At 63.1% G+C, this 21,936-nt stretch carries 8 protein-coding genes; 7 read left to right on the plus strand and 1 reads right to left on the minus strand.

The window, feature by feature from the left end; translation table 11 throughout:
- The first annotated feature begins 283 nt into the window (after positions 1-283).
- From HNQ83_RS29040 to HNQ83_RS29070, 7 genes are all read left to right on the plus strand, one after another.
- On the plus strand, positions 284-1,783 hold the full coding sequence (locus HNQ83_RS29040) for a lytic transglycosylase F (RefSeq protein WP_175392280.1): 1,500 nt from the start codon (positions 284-286) through the stop codon (positions 1,781-1,783).
- Positions 1,784-1,938: 155 nt separating this feature from the next.
- Positions 1,939-13,278 carry a VCBS domain-containing protein gene (locus HNQ83_RS29045; RefSeq protein ID WP_175392281.1) on the plus strand — a complete coding sequence of 3,780 codons (11,340 nt, stop codon included), beginning with the start codon at positions 1,939-1,941 and terminating at the stop codon, positions 13,276-13,278.
- A gap of 29 nt (positions 13,279-13,307) precedes the next feature.
- On the plus strand, positions 13,308-14,843 hold the full coding sequence (locus HNQ83_RS29050) for a TolC family protein (RefSeq protein WP_175392282.1): 1,536 nt from the start codon (positions 13,308-13,310) through the stop codon (positions 14,841-14,843).
- 19 nt (positions 14,844-14,862) lie between these two features.
- Entirely contained in the window at positions 14,863-15,588 is a 726-nt protein-coding gene (locus tag HNQ83_RS29055; RefSeq protein ID WP_372241938.1) for an efflux RND transporter periplasmic adaptor subunit, read from the plus strand.
- Positions 15,585-16,931, plus strand: coding sequence for an efflux RND transporter periplasmic adaptor subunit (locus tag HNQ83_RS29060; RefSeq protein ID WP_175392284.1), 1,347 nt, complete (start codon positions 15,585-15,587; stop codon positions 16,929-16,931). The genes HNQ83_RS29055 and HNQ83_RS29060 overlap by 4 nt, the downstream gene beginning before the upstream one ends.
- Positions 16,931-19,027 carry an HlyD family efflux transporter periplasmic adaptor subunit gene (locus tag HNQ83_RS29065; protein WP_175392285.1) on the plus strand — a complete coding sequence of 699 codons (2,097 nt, stop codon included), beginning with the start codon at positions 16,931-16,933 and terminating at the stop codon, positions 19,025-19,027. Before HNQ83_RS29060 ends, HNQ83_RS29065 begins: the two co-directional genes overlap by 1 nt.
- A 356-nt stretch (positions 19,028-19,383) precedes the next feature.
- The gene (locus HNQ83_RS29070; protein ID WP_175392286.1) at positions 19,384-21,036 is read left to right on the plus strand and encodes an arylsulfatase; all 1,653 of its coding nucleotides are present in this window, start codon (positions 19,384-19,386) and stop codon (positions 21,034-21,036) included.
- A 49-nt stretch (positions 21,037-21,085) separates the two neighbouring features.
- Here the strand turns inward: HNQ83_RS29070 and HNQ83_RS29075 are convergent, their stop codons facing one another.
- Positions 21,086-21,544 (minus strand): GNAT family N-acetyltransferase, encoded by a 459-nt coding sequence (locus HNQ83_RS29075; protein ID WP_175392287.1) that lies wholly within the window; start codon positions 21,542-21,544, stop codon positions 21,086-21,088.
- Positions 21,545-21,936: the final 392 nt, after the last annotated feature.

Consider the following 21,936-nt stretch of genomic DNA (forward strand, 5'->3'; position numbering starts at 1 on the left):
GGTTCCTTTTGGGGCGTTTGCCAAAAGGGACTCGCCGTAAGGGCGAAACCATAAGCAGCCGTTACCGCAGCAATGGATATGTACTCAGTCAACAAAAGACAGGTCGGCTGTCAGGCCGCCTTCGCGAGCAGGCTCGCTCCCACAGGGGGACTGGGTCCTCGAGAGACTTCGTTGCGGCAAAAATTTTCCCTTCATCACCTTTCGTCCATGTGAATGGCCAGCCATTGGCCATACTGCAATGTGCCCATCCTCCCGATCTCCCTGCCCAGCCTGGTGAGTGAACATGAACATCCCGTGGAGCCGTTTTCGCGCATTGACCCTGCTGCTGACGTTGTGCTGCCTCAACTCAGCATTGGCACAGACCCAACCCGACCTGCCTGCCGTCGAACTGACCCCGGCCGAAGAAGCCGAAGTGCAAAAAATGGTATTGCCTGTTCTGCCGGACTGGGTCGGGGACTTCGAAGGCATGCGCGAGCGCCGGCTGGTCCGGGTGCTGGTGCCCTACAGCAAGACTTTTTTCGAGCTTGATCGCGGTCGGCAGCGCGGCTTGAGTTATGAGCTGGGCAAGGGCCTGGAAGCCTGGCTGAACAAAACCCAGCCCTACGGAAAAAAATCCATGCAGTGGCGGGTCATGTTCATTCCCACCCCGCGAAACGAGTTGATGCCCAAACTGATGAAAGGCGTCGGCGACATCGCCGCCGGCGGGCTCACCGTGACCGAAGCGCGCCTCAAGGATGTGGATTTTGCCGACCCGTTCGCAGTGAACATCCCGGAAATCCTGGTGACCGCCCCTGGCAGCAAGCCAGTCGCGAAACTTGAAGACCTGTCGGGCCTGGAAATTACCGTACGGGCATCCAGCAGCTACTACGAGCACCTCCAGGCGTTGAATGCCTCGTTCAAGGAGCAAGGCCTGGCACCCATCGACCTGAAAGCCGCCGATGAAAACCTGGAATCCGAAGACCTGCTGCAAATGGTCAATGCCGGCCTGCTCAAGGCCACGGTGGTCGACCGCTACATCGCCAGAATCTGGGCGCCGCTGTACACCGACATGCAGATTCACGATGAGATTGCCGTGCACGAGAACTCCGAGTTTGCCTGGGCGATCCGCAAGGACAGCCCGCAGTTCAAAAGCCAACTGGCAGCCTTCGTCAAAACCCACAAGGTCGGCACCACCTTCGGCAACAGCCTGCGGACCAAGTACGTCACCAACAGCAGCAAACGGGTGCTCAACGCCACCTCCGAAGCGGAGATGAAGAAATTCAGGGAGATCCTGGAGATCTTCAACCGCCACGCCAGCACTTACGGCTTCGATCACTTGATGCTGATGGCCCAGGGTTTCCAGGAATCGCAACTCGATCAAAAGGCCCGCAGCCCCCGTGGCGCGGTCGGTGTCATGCAGCTGCTGCCGACAACCGCCAAGGATCCGACCGTGGCCATCTCCGGCATCGACAAGAGTGCCGACAAAAACATCGAGGCCGGCAGCAAGTACATGCGCCTGCTGGCGGACAAGTACCTGAACGACCCGCAATTGAATCAGATGAACAAAACCCTGATGACCTTCGCCGCCTACAACGCCGGGCCGGGCAACCTGCGCAAGTTCCGCGCATTGGCAGAAAAGTCCAATCTGGACAAAAACGTCTGGTTTGGTAATGTCGAGCAAGCGGCAGCGCAAGTGGTTGGCCGGGAGACCGTGGATTACGTCGGAAACATCTACAAGTACTACGTGGCGTACAAGCTTGTAGAGGAAAAATCCGCCTCGGGCGCAGCAAAACCCACACAGTGATGGCAAGTGGCTTCTGCGCCGAAGGTCTAAACCCCCATAAACAGCGGCTTTCAGCCTGGATAACTCTAAATATCGATCTACGCTAAATGTGTCCAATAGTGGGCTATTTGTACAAGGGATTGGTTCAACGCGCAGGCAGGTTGAGGACTTCCACTATGTCAGTAACACCGCGTCTTTTTTCCGGCCTCCACTTGCGGCCGCAGCGTCAGGCACTGGCGCTGGAGCCACGAATCCTGTTCGACGGCGCCGCCGCCTCGGCCGCCGCCGATCAGCATCACAGCGATCCGGCCGACACCGCGCACCCGGCCACCGACCCGGCGGCCACGCCCGCCACCCCCACCGAAGGCCGGCCCGCCACCGAACAGGCCCCCTCGGCTGCCCGCAGCCTGCTGGTGATCGACAGTCGAATCGAGAACCGCGAGCAATTAATGGCGCAACTTTCGGGAAACGTCACGGCTATCGTGGTGAACGTCGGCGAAGATGGCCTCGCGGCGATTTCCGCCGCATTGGCCCAACTGGGAAAAGTCGACTCGATCCAGGTACTGTCCCATGGCGCCTCCGGACAATTCACCTTGGGCAACCGCACGATTACCGCCGACAACGTCGATCAACTGGGCAAGACCCTCGAACAATGGCGCAACAACCTGACCCAGGGTGCCGACATCCAGCTCTACGGTTGCGACATCGGTGCGGGGGCCGCCGGTAAAACCCTGGTCACCGAACTGGCCCGCTGGACCGGCGCCGATGTGGCCGCCTCCAGCAATGACACGGGCAGCACCGCGGCGGGCGGTGACTGGCCCCTGGAAACCCGGGTCGGCGACATCGACAAGCTCATTGCCCTGAGCAGCACCGCCATGGCCAATTTCGAGGGGTTGCTGGCCGACGCCGCGCCCACCGTGACCTTGCCCGCCACCGGCAGCGATGTGCTGCTGGGCGACCGCTTCAATTTCACCGTCAACTTCAGCAATACCTCCGGCCAGGAAGGCTATGCGCCGTTCCTGACGCTGTTCATGCCCACCAGCGGCAAGGACGGCGACGATGGCGTGAGTTTCATTTCCGCCAGTTACCTGGGACAGAACCTGGTCACCCATGTGGTGGTGTTCGATGCGGCAGGCAACGCCACTCACCCCATTGCAAAGGACGCCACCGGCAACTTCCTGACCATCAACGCCGCCGCGTTCGGCATGCGGCCGGGCGATCAACTGGTGGTCATCGAACTGCCCTTCGCCAGCGTCTCCACCGACCAACCGGTGATCTCGGTACAAGTCACCGCCAGCCTGAGCAATCTGGCCGACACCAACTTCTCCAATGGCAGCCCGGACCTGACGATTCTCGCCAGCGGCGGCTTCCAGTTCGGTAACGATGCGCTGGACAACCCGTTCGACGACCCGGCCCTGATCCAGGCCGGTACGATCCCCTTTGTCGTGCACCCGACCGTCATCACCTTCGACGAAACCCTCACCACACCCGAGGGCGAAACCGCCACCGGGCCGAACTACGGTCGCACCCTGACAGTGACCGTAACTCCCGCCCCGGGCCAGACGCTGAACCATGTCATCGTCACGCAACCGCTGCCGGACAACATCCAGGTCACGGCCATTACCCCGGGTGCTGGCGGGCGCCTGACCTCGATCACGCTGCATGACGGCACGGTGGTCACCGACCCGACCGCCATCGCCACGCTGATCGCTTCCGATAGCGTGTTCATCAATTCATTTACCGTCGAATACGACACCCTGACCGCCGCGACCAACACCCAGGTCGCGTTCTACGTGCCGGAAGTCGACGCCAATGGCCAGGTGATCATCAACCCGGTGACCGGCGATGCCGTGACCATCACCCTTGGCGCACCGACGGCCAGCGGCCAATGGACGCCGCTGGACCCCCGCGATGTCGTGGCGCCCAACACCACCATCGATTTTTCCGGCACTGGTCAGCCCACCGACTTCGTCGCCAAGTCGATCACTCTGCTTAAACAGGTGACCTTACAAACGGACATCGGCCAGACCGGCATCACCCCCGGCGACACGCTGCAGTACACGCTGAACCTGGCGATTTCCGACTACTTCGCCTTCGGCAAGGACTTCTTCAATGAAGGGCAACTGATCATTCGCGACCAGCTCAGCGACGGGCAAACCCTCACCGGTACGCCAACGCTGACCGTCACCCTCGCCGGCGTACCGCAAACCATTACCCTGGTGACCACCACGGTCGTCAATGCCGACGGCACCACCTCGATGGTCTTCGACATCGCCCAATCGCTGCGCAATGCCTTCTCCAATATTCGCGGCTGGCTCAACGGCGACCTGGCCTTTGATGATCGCCTGGAAGGCGCGGTGCTGGCGGTACTCAGTTACTCGGCCATTGTTGGCCAGACCTACAAGCCGCCATCGGGCGCCCCCCACAGCGAAATCAACGAAGGCGACGAGCTGGGCAACAACGCCGTGGTCGATGGCACGCTGCTGCAGGACATTTTCAACCTCACCGGGCAAAGCGAAACCGACGGTTCGGCGACCACCAGCGTGATCCCGACCAACAACGTGGACATCAAGATCGTCGAGGTTAACGACGGCACGCCACCCGCCAGCGGTGAGTTGCGTCCCGGCGATGAAGTGACCTTCGAACTCACTTACGACCTCGTGACCGGCGACTACGAACAGTTCAAGCTCACCGCTTACCTGCCGCTGCCGTTGTTCGACGTGAGCGGCGTGACCTGGGTCGTCGGCGACGATCCCGGTCAATGGCAGATCGGCCCCGGCAACACCAATGCCGGTGGCGTGATCACGGTCACCAGCGGTGCCGGCAACTCGCTCACCTTCGACTTCGGCAGTTTTGTCACCGCCGACACCACCGGCAGCCGCATTGTCGTGCGTTTCACCATCCGCGTCGGTGATCAACCGTTCGCCGACCAGCGCTCGCTGGATGTGCTGGCGCAATCGAGCCAGCAAACCACCCTCACCGACCGCACGCTGATTTCCTCGGATGTGGTGGCCATCGTATCGATTGCCGAACCGGTGCTGTCGATCAAGCACGGCGTGGTGTCGGGCACCAACGGTACGGTCACCAACACCACGGGCAGCTGGAACCCGCCGGGCACCACCGGGGTCCCCTTCAATGGCAGCGTGACCGATCTGGCGGCCGTGGACGGCAACATCACCGGCATCGATGGCGGCGACGTGCTGCGCATGGTGACGGCCATCGAAAACACTGGTGGCGGCGGCGCATTCGACGTCAACACCAGCATCACCCTGCCCACCGGCGTGAGCTTTGTCGGCGGCAGCCTGGCCGCCGCCAACCTGCAGATATTCCGTGGCAATGGCACGGCGCTGGTGCTCGGCGTCGACTACAGCGTCACCGGCAACCAGATCACCTTCCTCGATGCCGGTGGCCAGGCCACCTTCCTGGCGGGTCGCAGCGGCACCGCCGCCGACACCAGCGGCGCCAATGTGGTGGTGATCAGTTACGACGTGGTGGTCAGTTCAACCATCGAAGCCAGCCGCAGCCTGCAAAGCACCGCCACCCTGAGCAATTACGCCAGCGTCAACGGCGGCACCGACTTCACCCCTACCGACCTGACTGATCTGGCCAGCGAACAGGTGGCCGCGCCAGTGATCAGCAAAGTGTTCGCCGACGGCACGTTGGATAACGGCGACTCCAGCGCCGGGCACACCACCGGCAGCGACCTGGTGATCGGCGAAAGCATGCGTTATGACATTGTGGTGACCTTGCCCGAGGGCAGCACGCAAACCCTGCGCATCGAAGACCTGATCCCGCCGGGCATGCGCCTGGACACCACGTTCAATGGCGGCCTGGGCTACCAGATCATCACCACCCGGGCCGGCAGTGGCGCACTGGGCGCCGACTTTGTCGGCAGCATCGTGGTCAGCGGTTTTGCCGGTCAGGGCGGAACCCTGGGCGGCGATGGCGTCGATGCGCGCTGGACCTTCAGCGTGTCGGGTGCCACCGCCGACAACCAGACCGGCAACAATACCTTTGTGATTCGCCTGCAACTGGTGGCCAACAACGTCCTTGTCAACCAGGCCAACAAATCCCTGCAGAACAGCGCGCAATTGATCTTCAGCGATCCGGACAGCGATACGCCCAACGGCAACGTAGCGGTGGACCGCAACGTCACCCTGACCGGGGGCCAGCCTACCGTGACCGTGCGTGAACCCACCCTGACGGTCACGCAAGTCCTGACCTCGACGTCGGGCCTGGGCGGCTACGACCAGGGCGACACGGTGACGTTCACCATCACCCTGAGCAACGGCGCGGGCGGCAGCGATTTCAACGCCTTCGACATCAGTTTCCTCGACAACCTGCCCACCCAACTGGACAACATCATCCTGACGGGCAAGTTGTATCAGGGCGGCGCGACCAACAACGGCGGGGTCGATTTCGAAATCGTCAACGGCCAGCTGCGCACCGTCAACGGCGCCAACATCGACATCGCCAAGGGCGGCAGCATCGTGCTCAGCCTGTCGGGCGTGGTGAATGCCACGGCGGCGTCCCAGTCCAATTTCGCCAACCTGGCGACGGTGCAATGGACCAGCCTCGATGGCACCCAGGGTGGCGAACGTACCGGTGTCGACGGGCCGCTCAATGGCGGCACGCTCAATGACTATCGCAACAGTTCGGTGCTGGTGGTGCCGGTGGCCCAGGCAATCCAGATCTCGCGGGTCGGCGGTTTGCCTGATACAGCGGCGCCGGCGCCCACCACGGCGCCCGTGGAAGCAGTCACCATCGGCGAGGTGATCCGCTATCGCGTGGTGGTGCTGGTGCCGGAAGGCAGCAACCCCAACTACCAGATACAAATCACCCTGGCCAACGGGCTGCAATTCATTTCCCCGGATGCACTGGTCAATGCCCTGCGCATCGGTTTCATTGCCGATGGGGGCCTGACCAGCGATGCCAACCTGATCGTCGGCGGCACGCTGAACATCACGGGCAACGAAAACAGTCCCCAAGCCTTGCCGATCACCCCGGATCTGCTGGGCCTGAGCCCCACCGGCGTGTTCGACCCCAGTCGCCTGACCGTCGTCACCAACCCCGACGGCAGCCAGACCATCACCTTCAACCTCGGCAACGTGGTCAACGGCGGCGGCACTGACGCCGACCTGGAAGGCGTGGTGCTGGAATTCAACGTCCGCGTCACCAACCAGGCAAGCAACGTCGCCGGTGCCCAACTGGGCGCCAGCGCCCTGGAGATCGTCAACGGCGCGGGCCGGGCGGCCAGCAATACGATTCTCGAGCGCATCGTCGAGCCGAGTTTCAGTGGCCTCGACAAGCAAGTGGTGGCCTTCGATCCGAATCCGACGGGCACCACCGGCACCGCCACGGTGCAACTGAGTTTCACCCAGAACGGCGGCCTGCCGGCGTTCGACGCCCAGGTCATCGACAGTTTTGCCGGCGGCAGCAATTACACCCTGGTCAGCGTCACCCTCAATGGCGTCACCTTCGGGCCGGGCAATCTGCCCAGTGGCATCACCTTCAGCACCACCGGTGGCGTGAGCGTCAATTTCGATCAACTGGATGTCGGCGCCCAGGTCCAGGTGCGTTATCAGGTCACCCTGCCCAATGCCACGGTCATCGCCAGCAGCAACGCCACGCTGACCTGGAGCAGCCTGCCGGAAGACTTCACCAGTTGGGGTGGCAACAGCGTCGGCACCGACGGTGCCCTCGACGGCGAGCGCACCGGCAGCACGGTCGGCCCGAACCAGTACATCCTGCGCGACAATGCCGGTCTCGGCGTGATCACCGGCACCTTGTGGAACGACACGGCGTCGGCCACCGCCAGCACCGTTCCTGATGGCGCTGGCCTTGCCGGACAAACCGTGACCCTGACCTGGGCCGGGGCCGACGGGCAACTGAGCACCACCGCCGATAACCTGATATTCAGCACCGTCACCGACGCCAACGGCCAGTACCGTTTTGGTGTACTGCCACTGGGGGTGTTCCGCATCGACGCCCCACCGGGACTGGTCAGCTATCCGCAACCGGTCGGCGATCTGCGCGTGCGCATCGACAGCGACGGCGGCACCCTTGGCCAGATCACCATCACCCTGGGCGATGCCGATACCCAGGCGGCGAACGCCGGTTACGTCGAACAGAACGATGCGCCGGTCAACACCCTCCCCGGCAACCAGCAGGGCCTTGAGGATGTCACCCTGAACATCGGTGGCATCAGCGTGGCGGACATCGACGTCGATCGTGACCCGAACGTCGCCGATCGCAACATCAGTGTGACCCTGAGCGTGCTGCGCGGCACCTTGTCCCTGGGCACTACGCTGCCGGGCGTGACCGTCACCGGCGCCAACTCGGCCACCCTCACCCTCAGTGGCACCCTGGCCGACGTCAATACCGTTCTGGCCAGCCTGCGCTACCTGGGCAACGCCAACTTCAACGGCACCGACACCCTGACCGTGGTCAGCAACGATCTGGGCAATTTCGGTGACGCCAATAACGATGGCACACCGGGCACCCTCGCCGACGCGCTGACTGACACCGACACCCTGCAAATCGTCCTGGCCCCGGTCAATGACCCGCCGATCGGTGTCGATGACAGCGCCACGGCCGTGGAAGCCGGCGGCACCAACAATAATGTGGTCGGCGTCGACCCCACCGGCCAGTTGCTGACCAACGACACCGACGTCGACATCGCCACCAACGCCGATCAACTGCACGTGGTGTCCGTTGCCTCGGTCAATGGCACCGGGGTGCAAACGCCGGTGGTCGGCGTGCTGGCGATCAATGGCCAATACGGTCAACTGCTGGTCGGCAGCAACGGTGCGTATCAATACATCGTCAACAACAGCAACCCGCTGGTTCAGGCGTTGCGCCTGTCCGGCCAGACCCTGGTCGACAGTTTCGACTATGTGCTGTCCGACCTGGCCGGCGCCACCGACATCGCCAGGCTGACCGTGACCATTCAGGGCGCCAACGACACCCCGGTGGGCGTCGACGATAACGATGTCGCCATCGAAGCCGGTGGCGTTCTGAATGGCACGCCGGGCAGCAATGCCGTGGGCAATGTGCTGACCAACGACACCGACGTCGACACCGTGGCCAACGGTGAAACCAAAACCGTCACCGCCGTTCGCCCGGTGCCGGAAACAGGCAGCGGCCCGATCACACCGGTCACCGGCCCAACCGTCGTCACGGGCCTGTACGGGACGCTGACCATCAACCCCAATGGCAACTACAGCTACGTGATCGATAACAACAACGTCACGGTGCAGCGCCTGAGTGCCGGTGATCAGTTGATCGAGTTCTTCAGTTACCGGGTCACCGATGCCGGCGGCCTCAACGACGTCGCGCAACTGCGTATCGTGATCCAGGGCGCCAATGACAACCCGGTGGCCAGCGACGATGTCGCCGACGCCCAGGCAGCCTCCACCAACGGCAACGCCGCCGAGAGCAACCCGACCGGCAACGTCATCCTGTTCCCCAGTCGTCCGGGCACCGTCGACAACGGTATCGACCAGGACGTCGATGCGGCCGACCGGCCCAGCGAGCAGTTGCAGGTCAATGGCGTGATCAATAAAAGCGAGGCAACCTACGACCCGATCAATGACGTGCTGAGCGGCGTGAACACCGGCACCACTCAAGCCAACGGTACGGTGGTGGCCGGTCTGTATGGCACCCTGCGCATCGGCGCCGACGGTTCATTCTTCTACGATGTCGACAGCACCAACGCCACGGTGCAAGGCCTGGCAGCGGGCCAGACGCTGACCGAATTCTTCACCTACCGCGTGGTCGACACCGCCGGCCTGACCGATACCGCGCAACTGGTGATCACTGTGCGCGGGGTTAACGATCCGCCCGTGGCACAGAACGTGATTTCCATCGCCACCGAACAGGGCGGCGTGAACAACGGCACGCCGGGCGTCAACCCGGTCGGTGACGCGACCGCCACGGCATTCGATCCGGACGGCGACCCGCTGACCGTCACGTTCATACGCGCCGGTGCCGAAAGTGCACCGGGAACCCCCGTGGCCGTGGTCGCGGGCGGCACGGTGATCAACGGTTTGTACGGCACCCTGACCATCAATCCCGACGGCAGCTACAGCTACGCCGTCAATAACAACAACGCGGACGTCCAGGCGCTGCGCCGCAGCACCGACCTGCTGCTCGAACGCTTCACCTACACCATCAGCGACGGCGTGAACCCGACGCAGGAAACCGACACCGCGGAAATCATCGTGCTGATTCGCGGCCAGAACGACAATCCGGTGGCCAGCAATGACGCAGCGACCGCCATCGAAGCCGGAGGGCTGAACAACAATCAACCTGGCCAGGACCCCGCCGGCAATGTCTTGACCAACGACACCGACGTCGACGGTGGCGAAATTCCCGACGACCTCCCCGCCCATGACTATGGTGAAACCCGCGCCGTCGCGTCGGTACGCACGGGCATCGAGGGCGCAGCGGGCACGGCCGGAACCCTCGGCACTGAACTGCGCGGCACCTACGGCTGGCTCACGCTCAACGCCGACGGCAGCTACAGCTACCGCCTGGACAACAGCATGGCCGCCGCCCAGGCCTTGCGTGCCGGCAACACCCTTGCCGACAGCTTCAACTACAACGTGATCGACGCCAGTGGCGCGCAGGACACCGCGACCCTGACCATCACCATCCAGGGCGCCAACGACACGCCGGTGGCGCAGAACGATACCAACACCGCCATCGAAGCCGGTGGCTTGAACAACGCCACGCCGGGCATCAACCCCAGCGGCAACGTATTGACCAACGACAGCGATGTCGACGGCAACGGCGAAGCCCTGAGCGTGATCGGCGTGCGTCAGGGGGCTTCCGTCGGCGTGATCGGTTCAGGTCTGGCCGGTGCTTTCGGCACCCTGACCCTCGGCGCCAATGGCAGCTACAGCTACGTGCTCGACAACAGCAATCCGCAAGTCCAGGCCCTGCGCACCAACGGCGATGTGTTGACCGAAACCTTCACCTACCAGATCCGCGACCTGGCGGGCGCCAGCAGCACCGCGACCCTGACCATCATCATTCGCGGCCGCAATGACAACCCGTTGGCGGTCAACGACAGCACCGTGGCCGTCGAAGCCGGCGGCACCGCCAACGCCACGCCGGGCATCAACCCCAGCGGCAATGTGCTGAGCAACGACACCGATGTCGATGCCAACGACAGCAAAACCGTCACGGACATTCGCACCGGCACCGAAGCGGCTGGCGGCACCTTCACCGGGGTCACCACCAGCCAGACGCTCAACGGTCTGTACGGCACCCTGACCATCGCCGCCAACGGCACTTACAGCTACGTGGTCAACAACAACCTGGCCGCCGTCCAGGCGCTCAAGCCCGGCGATTCTCTGGTGGAAACCTTCACCTACCGCATGCGCGATACCGCCGGCGCCACCGACATCGCCCAATTCAACATCCGCGTCGACGGTGCCTGGGATGCACCGGTGGCGACCAACGACGTAGCGGTCGCCGTGGCCGACAACGGCGCGGGCAACAGCGTCAATCCAACCCGCAACGTGTTGCCCAACGACACCGATGTCGACCAGGGTGATGCCCTGCACGTCAGCGGCATTCGCTTCGGCACCGAAGCAGCCGGGGGCGCGCTGGATGCGGTCAATCCGGGCACCGACAACACCAATGGCACGCTGGTGAACGGCCAGTTCGGCCAATTGATCATCGGCGCCGACGGCAACTACACCTACATCATCGACTCCAGCAACCCGACCGTGCAGGCCCTGGGGCCGCTGCAGTTCCTCGATGAACGCTTCACTTATCAGGTCACGGACCTTGGCGGGCAAAGCGATCTGGCGGAGATTCACATCATTATCCGCGGACGCAATGACACCCCCCACGCCAACACCGATACCGGCACCGCAGTGGAAGCCGGCGGCCTGAACAACGCGCAGGTCGGCATCGATCCCGGTGGCAATGTCATCGGCAACGACACGGACCTGGAAGGCGATGCCCTCACCGTGTCGGCCCTGCACACCGGCGGCCTGAACGAAACCGGCACCCCGGGCGTCGTGGGCACGGCCCTGCGCGGGCAGTACGGCGATTTGGTCCTGCTGCCCGATGGCACCTGGCGCTACACCCTGGACAACAGCCTGCCCGCGGTTCAGGCCCTGCGTGTCAGCGGCCAGACCCTGACCGACGTGTTCACCTACACCCTGACCGATATCTTCGGTGCTTCTTCGAGCGCTGAATTGCAGATCACCGTCGACGGTCGCAACGACACGCCCATTGCCCTGGACGATGGCAGCACTGCCCTCGAAGCCGGCGGGGTCAACAACGGCACGCCAGGCACCAACGCCACCGGCAACGTGCTGGACAACGACAGCGACGTCGACAGCGTGGCCAATGGCGAGAGCAAGCAGGTGCTGAGCGTCAGCGCACAGAACGGTCAGAGCAGCGACGCCGGTCAGGTGCTGGTCGGCCTTTACGGTCAGTTGACCCTCAATGCCGACGGCACCTACACCTACGTGATCGACAACGGCAATCCGCAGGTGCAGGCCCTGCGCACCGCCGCCAATACCCTGAGCGAAACCTTCACCTACCGCATGACCGATACTTTGGGTGCGACCTCGGATGCGCGCCTGACCATTGTCATCCAGGGCGCCAACGACGCACCGGTGGCGCAGAACGACAGTGCCGTTGCCAGTGACCAGACCCCCGCACCACAGGCCACCGGCAACGTGCTGCCCAACGACAGCGACGTGGATGCCAACGACGGCCTGCAAGTGGTCGCCGTGCGCACCGGCAGCGAAACCGGCACCGGCACGGCGGGGGTGATCGGCCAGCCGATCCTCGGCCTGTACGGCACCTTGATCCTCAACGCCGACGGCAGCTACACCTATACCATCGACCAGAGCAACCCCGCAGTGCTGGCCGCCGCAGGACTGGGACAGGTGCTGCAGGATGTCTTCACCTACACCATCAACGACATCAACGGCGCCAGCGACCAGGCCGAACTGGTGATCGCCCTGGACATCGCCACGCCATTCATTCCGGCACCGCAGGGTAACTTCTTCGACCGCGATCCAAACGACCGTAACGCCAATTTGCGCCTGCCTGATCCGACGCCTGCGATCTTCATCACCCCGGTGGTGGAACGCGAGGCCCGGTTGCTCGAAGTCTCGACCTGGGGCGCGGGTGGTTCCAACCTGCGCATTGCCAGCGTGGGCGAGTTCAACAGTGATTCGCTGGGCGCCGGGCTGGGTGTGGTGCCGGGACAATTCGTGGCTCAGTCCGTGCGCGAAAGCCGCCTGGAAAGCGATCTTGACCTGGCCTGGATCCTCGGGCGTCAGGGCCGTACCAGCCTGAGCGCCGATGGCCTGTTGAGCGATCCGTCGCTGTTCACCATCGACAGTGCGCACATGACCCAAGGCCCGGCACAAACCGAAAAACCGGCCGAGCCGCGCCAGGCCCGGGGCTTCAGCGCCCAGTTGCGAACCGCGGCGAACCGTTTGTACCCGGTCAATCGAGAACCCCGTAACCCGACTAACTGAATAACACTGGTGAATGCAAAGGATTGAATATGCCCAAAACCGCGACCAGGCTATTGAGTACCGCCCTCGTTTCGACGCTGCTGCTCAGCGCCTGCTCATCGCTGGAGCCCAAACCCTCCACCGAAGAGGAAAACCGCCAGCGCATCCTTGCCGATCAGTCACGCATGTACTCCGGCCAGGAAGCGGTCACCGCGCCCATCACCTTCTACGAGGCGGCTGCGCGCGCGCTCAAGTACAACCTCGACTACCGCTTGAAACTCATGGAAAGCGCACTGGCTTCGGACCTGCGCGACGTGTCGAGCCACGAGATGCTGCCACGCCTGGTGGCGTCGGCCGGGTATGCCGGACGCAACAACGATTCTGGCGGCACCTCCATCGGCATTGAAGACCGTGAAGTCAGCTTGCGCGCATCGACCTCCGAAGAGCGCTATCGCGAACTCTACGGCCTGGGTCTGAGCTGGAGCCTCCTGGATTTCGGCGTGGCCTATTACCGGACCCAGCAGAAGTCCGATCAGATCCTGATGGCCGAGGAACGCCGACGCAAAGTCGCGCAGAACGTCCTGCAGGATGTGCGCAACGCCTACTGGCGAGCGCTTGGTGCCCAACGCCTGATGCCGGAAGTCGACAAACTGCTGGCCCGCACCCACACCGCCCTGACGTCGGCCCGGGACGCGGAAACCCGGGGCCTGCTGCCACGCCAGGAAATCCTCGCCTACCAACGCGCCCTGCTCGACTCCATCTACCTGCTGACCGTGCGGCGCCAGGACCTGGAATTCGCCCAAGCGGAACTGGCGGCGCTGATGTCGTTGCCACCGGGCTCGAAAATGGTCCTCGCCGACACCGCCGAACCGCCATTGCCGGAACTGCATCAGAACATCGCGCAGCTCGAACAACTGTCCATGGAAAACCGCCCGGAGATCATGGAAGAGTGGTACCGCAAACGCGTCAACCAGAAGGACCTGGACATCGCCAAGGCGCAGTTGTGGCCGAACGTCAGCTTTGACTATGGCTATCGATACGACTCCAACAAGTTCCTCTATAACAGCGACTGGATGGGCACCGGACTGCAAGTCTCGATGAACCTGCTGCGCTTGCTGCAATTGCCGGCGTTGAACGCGGCGGAGAAATCCCAGAACGAAACCGACGACACCCGGCGCGTGGCGCTGTCGATGGCGATTCTGACCCAGGTGCGGGTCGGCACCCTGCGCTATCAACTGGCGCGCCAGGAGGTGGAGTTCACCGACGAGAGCCTCAGGGTCGACCGCAGCCTGCTCGATTACGCCCAGGCGGCGAAAACCGGCGCCCTCGGTTCCGAACTGGAAGTGATCCGCGCCGAAGGTCGCTACCTGCTGTCGCGTTACCAGCGCGAAGCGGCATTCTCCAGCGCCCAGGCGGCCTGGGGCCGGCTGTACAACTCGGTGGGGCTGGACGTGCTGCCCAACGAAATCGACAAACATGACATCAAGACCCTGGCCCGGGAAATCCAGAACACCCTGAACAAACAGGAGCAGCAACGGCTGCTCGTCACCCAGCAAGGAATGCCGAATGTCCAGACCCGCCCGTGACTCGCGATGGTTGTTGCTCATGCTGACCGCTGCCATCCTCGGGGTTCAGGCCCAGGACCCAACCCCGGAAAGTTCGTCGACGATCCGCGTGTTACTTGCCGCTGAACTGGAGACCACCCTCTCCAGCCAGATGAACGGCACGCTCGGTGAGTTGAAAGCCACCTTCGGCGAGCACGTCGCCAAGTCGGCCCTGCTGGCGCGCTTCAACTGCAACGAGGCCGAGGCACGCAGCAAGGTGGCAGTGGCCGAACTGGCGATGGCCAAGCAGAATCTGGAAGCGAAAAAACAATTGCGCCAGCTCAATGCGGTCGGCGACATCGAAGTCTCGATGGCCAATACCGAAGTGCAAAAAGCCGAAGGCGCCCGGGCCATGGGCGTGGCCCAGAGCGGCTATTGCCAGGTGCTGGCACCGTTTTCCGGGACGGTGGCCAAGGTCTACGTCAAGCCCTACCAGACGGTCAGTGCCGGCACACCGCTGTTCGATCTGGTCAGCGACGGTGCGTTGAAGGTGCGCCTGAACGTGCCCTCGAACCTGCTCAAAACCCTGAAAAAAGGCATGCCGCTGCAAGTGAGCATCCATGAGACGGGGAAAACCTACGCGGCCCATGTCACGGTGATCAATTCGCGGGTCGATGCGGTGGCCCAGACCGTCGAGCTGGAGGCCCGACTCGACGAAAAATTCCCCGACCTGATGGCCGGCATGAGTGGCACGGCACGGTTCAATCAAGAAACGGCCCAGCCATGACCATGAATGAGCCCCTGCCCCATCCGCACCTGCTGCTGGAACTCGATGCCCTGCGTGACAAGGCCATCGCCGCCGACACGCTGAACGCCCTGGCCTTCAGCATGGCCAACGATCTGTATCCACTGTTGCCGTTTCACCAGGCACTGGTGTTTGCCCAGCGTGAGTCCTCCCTGGAATTACTCTGCGTGTCTGGCCTGTCCCGTCCCAGCGAAGACTCGCCCTATTTAGTCTGGTTAGGTCGTGCCAGTCGCTGGATCGCCACTCAGCTGCCGGACGGCGAACCGGTCTGGCTGACCCAGGACAGCACCACACCGCCGCCGGACATCGCCGAAGGCTGGAGCGAATGGTGGCCGTCGGGTCTGTGGTGCGTGCCGGTGCACGATCGCGATCAGCACCGATTGGGCCTGCTCATCCTGTTGCTTGAACAGGAACCGCCCGCCCTGTTGCGTCAGGTCCTCACCGGCCCGATTCAGACCTGGGCCTATTGCTGGGCCGCATTGACCCGGCGCCGGCGGTTCGGGCGCTGGTGGCCCAACCGCAAACAACTGCTGCTGGGGCTGCTGGTGCTCGGTGCCTTGCTGTTGCTGCCGGTGCGACAAACGGCCCTGGCGCCGACGGAAATCGTCTCCCGTCAGGCGCAGATCATCAGCTCACCCATCGATGGGGTGATCGAGCACATTCAGGTCCGCCCCAATCAACCGGTGGACGCCGGCACACCGCTGTTTTCCCTGGACGAAACTACCTTGCGCAGCCGTGCCGAAGTGCTCGGCAAGGAAGTGGCGGTGGCCGATGCCGAATTGCAGGCCGCCAGCCAGCGGGCGTTCGACAACCCGCAGAGCAAAGGCGAATTGACCCTGCTCGAAGGTCGCGCGCAACAGCGCCGGGCCGAACTGGCGGCGGTGCAGGCGCAACTCAAGCGCACCCAGGTGCTCTCGCCGCGCGCCGGCGTCGCCGTATTCAGCGATCCCAACGACTGGCTGGGCAAACCGGTGGTCACCGGCGAGCGGATCATGCAGGTCGCCGACCCGAGCCAGCCGGCCATGTTGATTCAACTGGCGGTGGCCGACGCCATCGCCCTGGAACCCGGCGCCGAGGTCACGCTGTTCCTGACCGCGTACCCACTGACCCCGCTCAAGGGCAAGATCCTTGAGACCAGCTACCAGGCCCGCCCCAGCGATGAAGGCGTGGTCGCTTATCGGCTGCTGGCAAGCATCGACGGCACGCCGGAGCACGCCCGCCTCGGCCTGCACGGCACCGCCAAACTCTATGGCGGTCGGGTGATGCTCGGTTATTACCTGTTGCGTCGACCGCTGGCGACGTTGCGTGCCTGGAGTGGCTGGTAATGCTCGACCCGGCCGACATCCCCCTGCCCCCGCTGCGCGAGGACCTGCGCCTGAGTGAAGCCGCCCACGGCAGCAGCGGCGAGCCGGCGTGGGTGATTCAGGACACGGTGATCAACCGCTTCTACCGCATCGGCTGGTTGGAGTTCGAATGCCTCCTGCGCTGGGGTCAGTCGCCCCGCCAGATCAGCCAACAGATCGCTGAAGGCACCGCGCTCAAACCCGATGTGGAGCAGATCCTCGACTTCCGCCAGTTCCTCGAACAACACCAGCTGCTGCGCGCCGGGCCCGCGGCGCTGGCGCGTTTGCAGGCCAAGGGCGAGGAAGGCAGTTGGTTGAGCTGGCGCTGGTGGCTGCACCACTACCTGTTTTTCCGCATTCCGCTGCTGCGCCCGCAGCAACCGTTGCAGCATTTGGCGCATGCCCTGCGCTGGCTGTTCCATCCGCTGACCGCGATCCTGGTGGTGACCCTGAGCGTACTGGGGGTGATTCTGGTCCTGCAGCAATGGGACAGCTTTACCAGCGCCGTGGTCGAATCGTTCTCCACCGAGGGCTTGTTCAGCTTCGCCCTGGCGCTGATCGTCGCCAAAACCCTGCATGAACTGGGGCACGCGCTGGTGGCGACACGGTTGGGGTTGCGCGTCGGGCACATGGGCATCGCCTTCGTGGTGCTGTGGCCGATGCTCTACACCGACACCGGCGAGAGCTGGAAGCTCAGCCGCTCGCGTCAGCGATTGGCCATCGCCTCGGCCGGGATCGTCACCGAATTGTCCCTGGCCGGGCTCTCGACCCTGGGGTGGGCGCTGTGTGATCCGGGGGCATTGCGCAATGCCCTGCTGTACCTGGCAACCACCAGTTGGCTGTTATCCCTGGCCCTGAACGCCAGCCCGTTCATGCGTTTCGACGGGTATTTCATCCTGTCCGACCTGCTGGACTTTCCCAACCTGCACGAACGCGCCTCGGCGCTGGCCCGGGTCACCCTGCGGCGCAACCTGTTGGGGTTGCAGGAGGACTGGCCGGAGGTATTCCCGACCGGCCAGCGCCGGCTGCTGGTGACCTTCGCCATCATCACCTGGCTCTATCGGTTGGTGCTGTTCCTGGGGATCGCCCTGGCGGTTTACCTGTTCTTCTTCAAACTCCTGGGGATCTTCCTGTTCATGGTCGAACTGTCCTGGTTTATCGCCCTGCCGGTGATGCGCGAGTTGGGTCATTGGTGGGCTAATCGCGCACTGATCCCCAGTCGGCGCAAGGTGCTGTTTTACGGCGTGCTGGGCCTGATTCTGCTCGGCCTGGCTCTGCCCTGGAGAACCCAGATCGACGCCGTCGGCGTGGCCCGCGCCGAACACCAGTTGCGGGTGTACGCGCCCTACCCGGCGCGGCTGCAATCGATCCACGGCGAAGGCCCGGTCAAGGCCGGCGAGGTGCTGGTGGTGCTCGACGAACCGGACATCACTTCGCGCCTGCACAGCAGCGAAGCCAATGCCCGCAGTTATGAGGCACGGCTGTCCGGGTTGCTGGCAGACCCTGGCGGTCTCGCTGAAGACGCGGTCACTCGCCAGCGCCTCAACGTGCAATTCGAGGAAGCCCGGGCCGCCCGTTCGGAAATGGCCCGGCTGAACCTGCAAACCCCGTTCGCCGGCCTGTGGCTTGACGTCAACCCGGACTGGAAACCCGGCCAGTGGATCGGTCGCCAGGACGCCCTGGGGATCCTGATCGACCCGCGCAGTTGGCAGGTGGATGCCTACGTCGCGCAAGACCAGGTGCATCGTCTGGTCACCGGCGGTCGAGTGCGTTTCTATCCCGACGGCCAGACCACACCGCTGGGCGGCAAGGTGCTGGTGATCGGCAGTACCCGCGCCAGCCAACTGTCCCATCGCATGTTGTCGTCGCGCTTCGGCGGTCCGGTGCCAACCACAGCACAGGAACATGAGCTGGTACCGAGCGCCGCACTGTTCCAGGTACTGATCCAGCTCGACGAACCGCTGCCGAGCCTGCGCGAAACCCGTGGCCATCTGAAAATCGAAGGTGAACGACGCAGTGTGCTGGCGGATGTGGCGACGCATTTTCTCGCGGTGCTGATGCGCGAAAGCGGGTTTTGAAAATGGCTCAGTAAGATGAAGAAACTGTGGGAGCGAGCCTGCTCGCGATGACGGTGGCACATTCGACATTGATGTCGACTGACACGCCGCTATCGCGAGCAGGCTCGCTCCCACAGTAGTGTTTACACCAGAAAATCGACGAACGATGCCAATTACGCGGCGTACGGCAACGCGCCGCACGGTTTGTCGAACTAATCTTCCACCGCCGCCTTGAATAGCGAACAAGATTTCCATTCTGCCGTTAGAAACCTTCCTCGCACTATCCAGACGCATGCTTGGGTGATCACGCACCAGGATCCTGATTGTTTTGCCTCCCGTTGAGTGGTCTGGCAGCAATTCTTGAGAGGAAACCGGGTATGAATAGGCTCTCGCACCGCATCAGATTTTACGTTGCGTGTTCATTGATCATGGCACTCAACGGCATAGCACAGGCAGCACAAACCGAAAAACCCAATATCCTGTTCATCGTCTCCGACGACACCGGCTACGGTGACCTGGGGCCATATGGCGGCGGTGTCGGTCGTGGCATGCCCACACCCAGCATCGACCAGCTGGCGGCCGAAGGCACCACCTTCTACTCCTTCTACGCCCAGCCCAGCTGCACACCGGGCCGGGTCGCCATGCAAACCGGACGCATCCCCAACCGCAGCGGCATGACCACGGTGGCCTTCCAGGGCCAGGGCGGCGGCTTGCCGGCAGCGGAATGGACACTGGCGTCCGTTCTGAAGACTGGCGGTTACGAAACCTATTTCACCGGAAAATGGCACTTGGGCGAAGCCGACTACGCCCTGCCCAATGCGCAAGGCTACGACGTCATGAAGTACGCCGGCCTTTATCACCTCAATGCCTACACCTACGCCGATCCCACCTGGTTCCCGGACATGGACCCGGAAACCCGCGCCATGTTCGCCCAAGTGACCAAAGGTGCACTGTCCGGCAAGGCGGGGGAAAAAGCGGTCGAGGAATTCAAGATCAATGGGCAATACGTGGATACGCCGGTGGTGGATGGCAAACCGGGTGTGGTCGGGATTCCGTTCTTCGACAGCTATGTCGAGAAAGCGGCACTGGAGTTCCTCGACACGGCGGCCAAATCCGACAAGCCGTTCTTTATCAACGTCAACTTCATGAAAGTGCACCAACCCAACCTGCCCGCACCGGAGTTCGTCCACAAGTCGATCTCCAAGAGCAAGTACGCCGACTCGATCGTCGAGCTCGACACCCGTATCGGGCACATCATGGACAAGCTGAAAGCGCTCGGGCTGGATAAGAACACCCTGGTGGTTTACACCACCGATAACGGCGCCTGGCAGGACGTTTATCCGGATGCCGGTTACACGCCATTCCGGGGCACCAAGGGCACGGTGCGCGAAGGGGGCAACCGGGTGCCGGCGATCATGGTCTGGCCCGGCCAGATCAAGCCGAATGCCAAGAACCACGACATCATCGGTGGCCTGGATCTGATGGCGACGTTCGCCTCGGTGGCCGGGATCAAACTGCCGGAGAAAGATCGCGAAGGTCAGCCGATCATCTTCGACAGCTATGACATGACCCCGGTGTTGAAGGGCACCGGCCCCGATCCACGCAAAGAGTGGTTCTACTTCACCGAAAACGAACTGTCCCCGGGCGCTGCCCGTGTGGGCAACTACAAAGCCGTGTTCAACCTGCGTGGCGACGATGGCGCCCCGACCGGCGGCCTGGCCGTGGACACCAACCTGGGCTGGAAAGGTGCCGCAAAATACGTGGCGACGGTACCGCAGGTCTTCGACCTGTATCAGGACCCGCAGGAGCGCTATGACATTTTCATGAGCAACGTCACCGAGCGCACCTGGACCATGGTGCCGATCAGCCAGTCCATCGACAAACTCATGAAAACCTACGCCAAATATCCGCCTCGCAAGATGCAGAGCATGACCTACGACGGCCCGGTTGAAATTTCCAAGTACCAGAAATTCCAGTCGGTACGCGAAGACCTGCAGAAAGAAGGTGTGACCATTCCGATCCCTAACTAACCCTGGGAGTGGCGGCCCCGCCGGGGCTGCCACTTTTTTACATTCGGGCTCAGTCCTGTTTCAAATCCAGGCAGTAGGTGTAGTAGCCCGGATCTCGGACCCAACCCAGGGACTCATACAAACCCTGTGCACTGTGGTTGTCGGCGGCGGTTTCCAGGGTCATGCCTTTGGCGCCCATCAGCCGCGCAAAGTCGCGGGCGGTGTTCATCAGCAGCCTGCCGACGCCTTTGCCTCGGGCGGCGGGTGCGGTGAACAGGTCACCGAGCAGCCAGGTGCGATGCGCATCGATGGAGGAAAAGGTCGGGAACATCTGCACGAACCCCAGGGTTTGGCCGTCGGCGTCCTCGGCCAGGAAAATCACCGACTCGTCCCGGGCGATGCGCTCGGCGATAAAGGCTCGGGATTGCGGCAGGTTCGAAGGCTGGCCGTAGAAGCCGCGATAGGCGTCGAACAGCGGGGCGATTTTTTCGATGTGGGAAGCGTCGGCGCGCAGGGCCTGGATAGCCATGAGGGGGTTCCATTGGGAGCACAGGGAGTTACAGCCTAGCAATGGATGCAACATTTTTCCCGACCGTGATCACCTGTAGGAGCGAGCCTGCTCGCGATGGACGACAGAACACCGCGGGGTGTCAGGCTGCCAGCGTTATCGTTGACGACCATCGCGAGCAGGCTCGCTCCTACAGGGGTTTGAGGTACATCTGTAAGAAATTGGTTGGCTGAAGGCCGCCATCGCTGGCAAGCCAGCTCCCACAGGGCACGACGTACCCACCAAACAGGTCGAGTGTCAGCTCGCCTCGGCTGCTTTTGATCTGCCCGCCCCTTCGGGAGGCTGAGTGGAGGTGTTCATCCGGGGAGTGGCGCGCAGCGCCGTTCGACGCAGTCGAACACGCTGCATGTAGG

The sequence above is a fragment of the Pseudomonas sp. C2B4 genome, assembly GCF_013359695.1.
Taxonomy (GTDB): Bacteria; Pseudomonadota; Gammaproteobacteria; order Pseudomonadales; family Pseudomonadaceae; genus Aquipseudomonas.

Coding starts and splice junctions, on each gene's coding strand:
- HNQ83_RS29040 (WP_175392280.1), top strand. CDS start 284: ATGAACATCCCGTGGAGCCGTTTTCGCGCATTGACCCTGCTGCTGACG.
- HNQ83_RS29045 (WP_175392281.1), top strand. CDS start 1,939: ATGTCAGTAACACCGCGTCTTTTTTCCGGCCTCCACTTGCGGCCGCAG.
- HNQ83_RS29050 (WP_175392282.1), top strand. CDS start 13,308: ATGCCCAAAACCGCGACCAGGCTATTGAGTACCGCCCTCGTTTCGACG.
- HNQ83_RS29055 (WP_372241938.1), top strand. CDS start 14,863: ATGCTGACCGCTGCCATCCTCGGGGTTCAGGCCCAGGACCCAACCCCG.
- HNQ83_RS29060 (WP_175392284.1), top strand. CDS start 15,585: ATGACCATGAATGAGCCCCTGCCCCATCCGCACCTGCTGCTGGAACTC.
- HNQ83_RS29065 (WP_175392285.1), top strand. CDS start 16,931: ATGCTCGACCCGGCCGACATCCCCCTGCCCCCGCTGCGCGAGGACCTG.
- HNQ83_RS29070 (WP_175392286.1), top strand. CDS start 19,384: ATGAATAGGCTCTCGCACCGCATCAGATTTTACGTTGCGTGTTCATTG.
- HNQ83_RS29075 (WP_175392287.1), bottom strand. CDS start 21,544: ATGGCTATCCAGGCCCTGCGCGCCGACGCTTCCCACATCGAAAAAATC.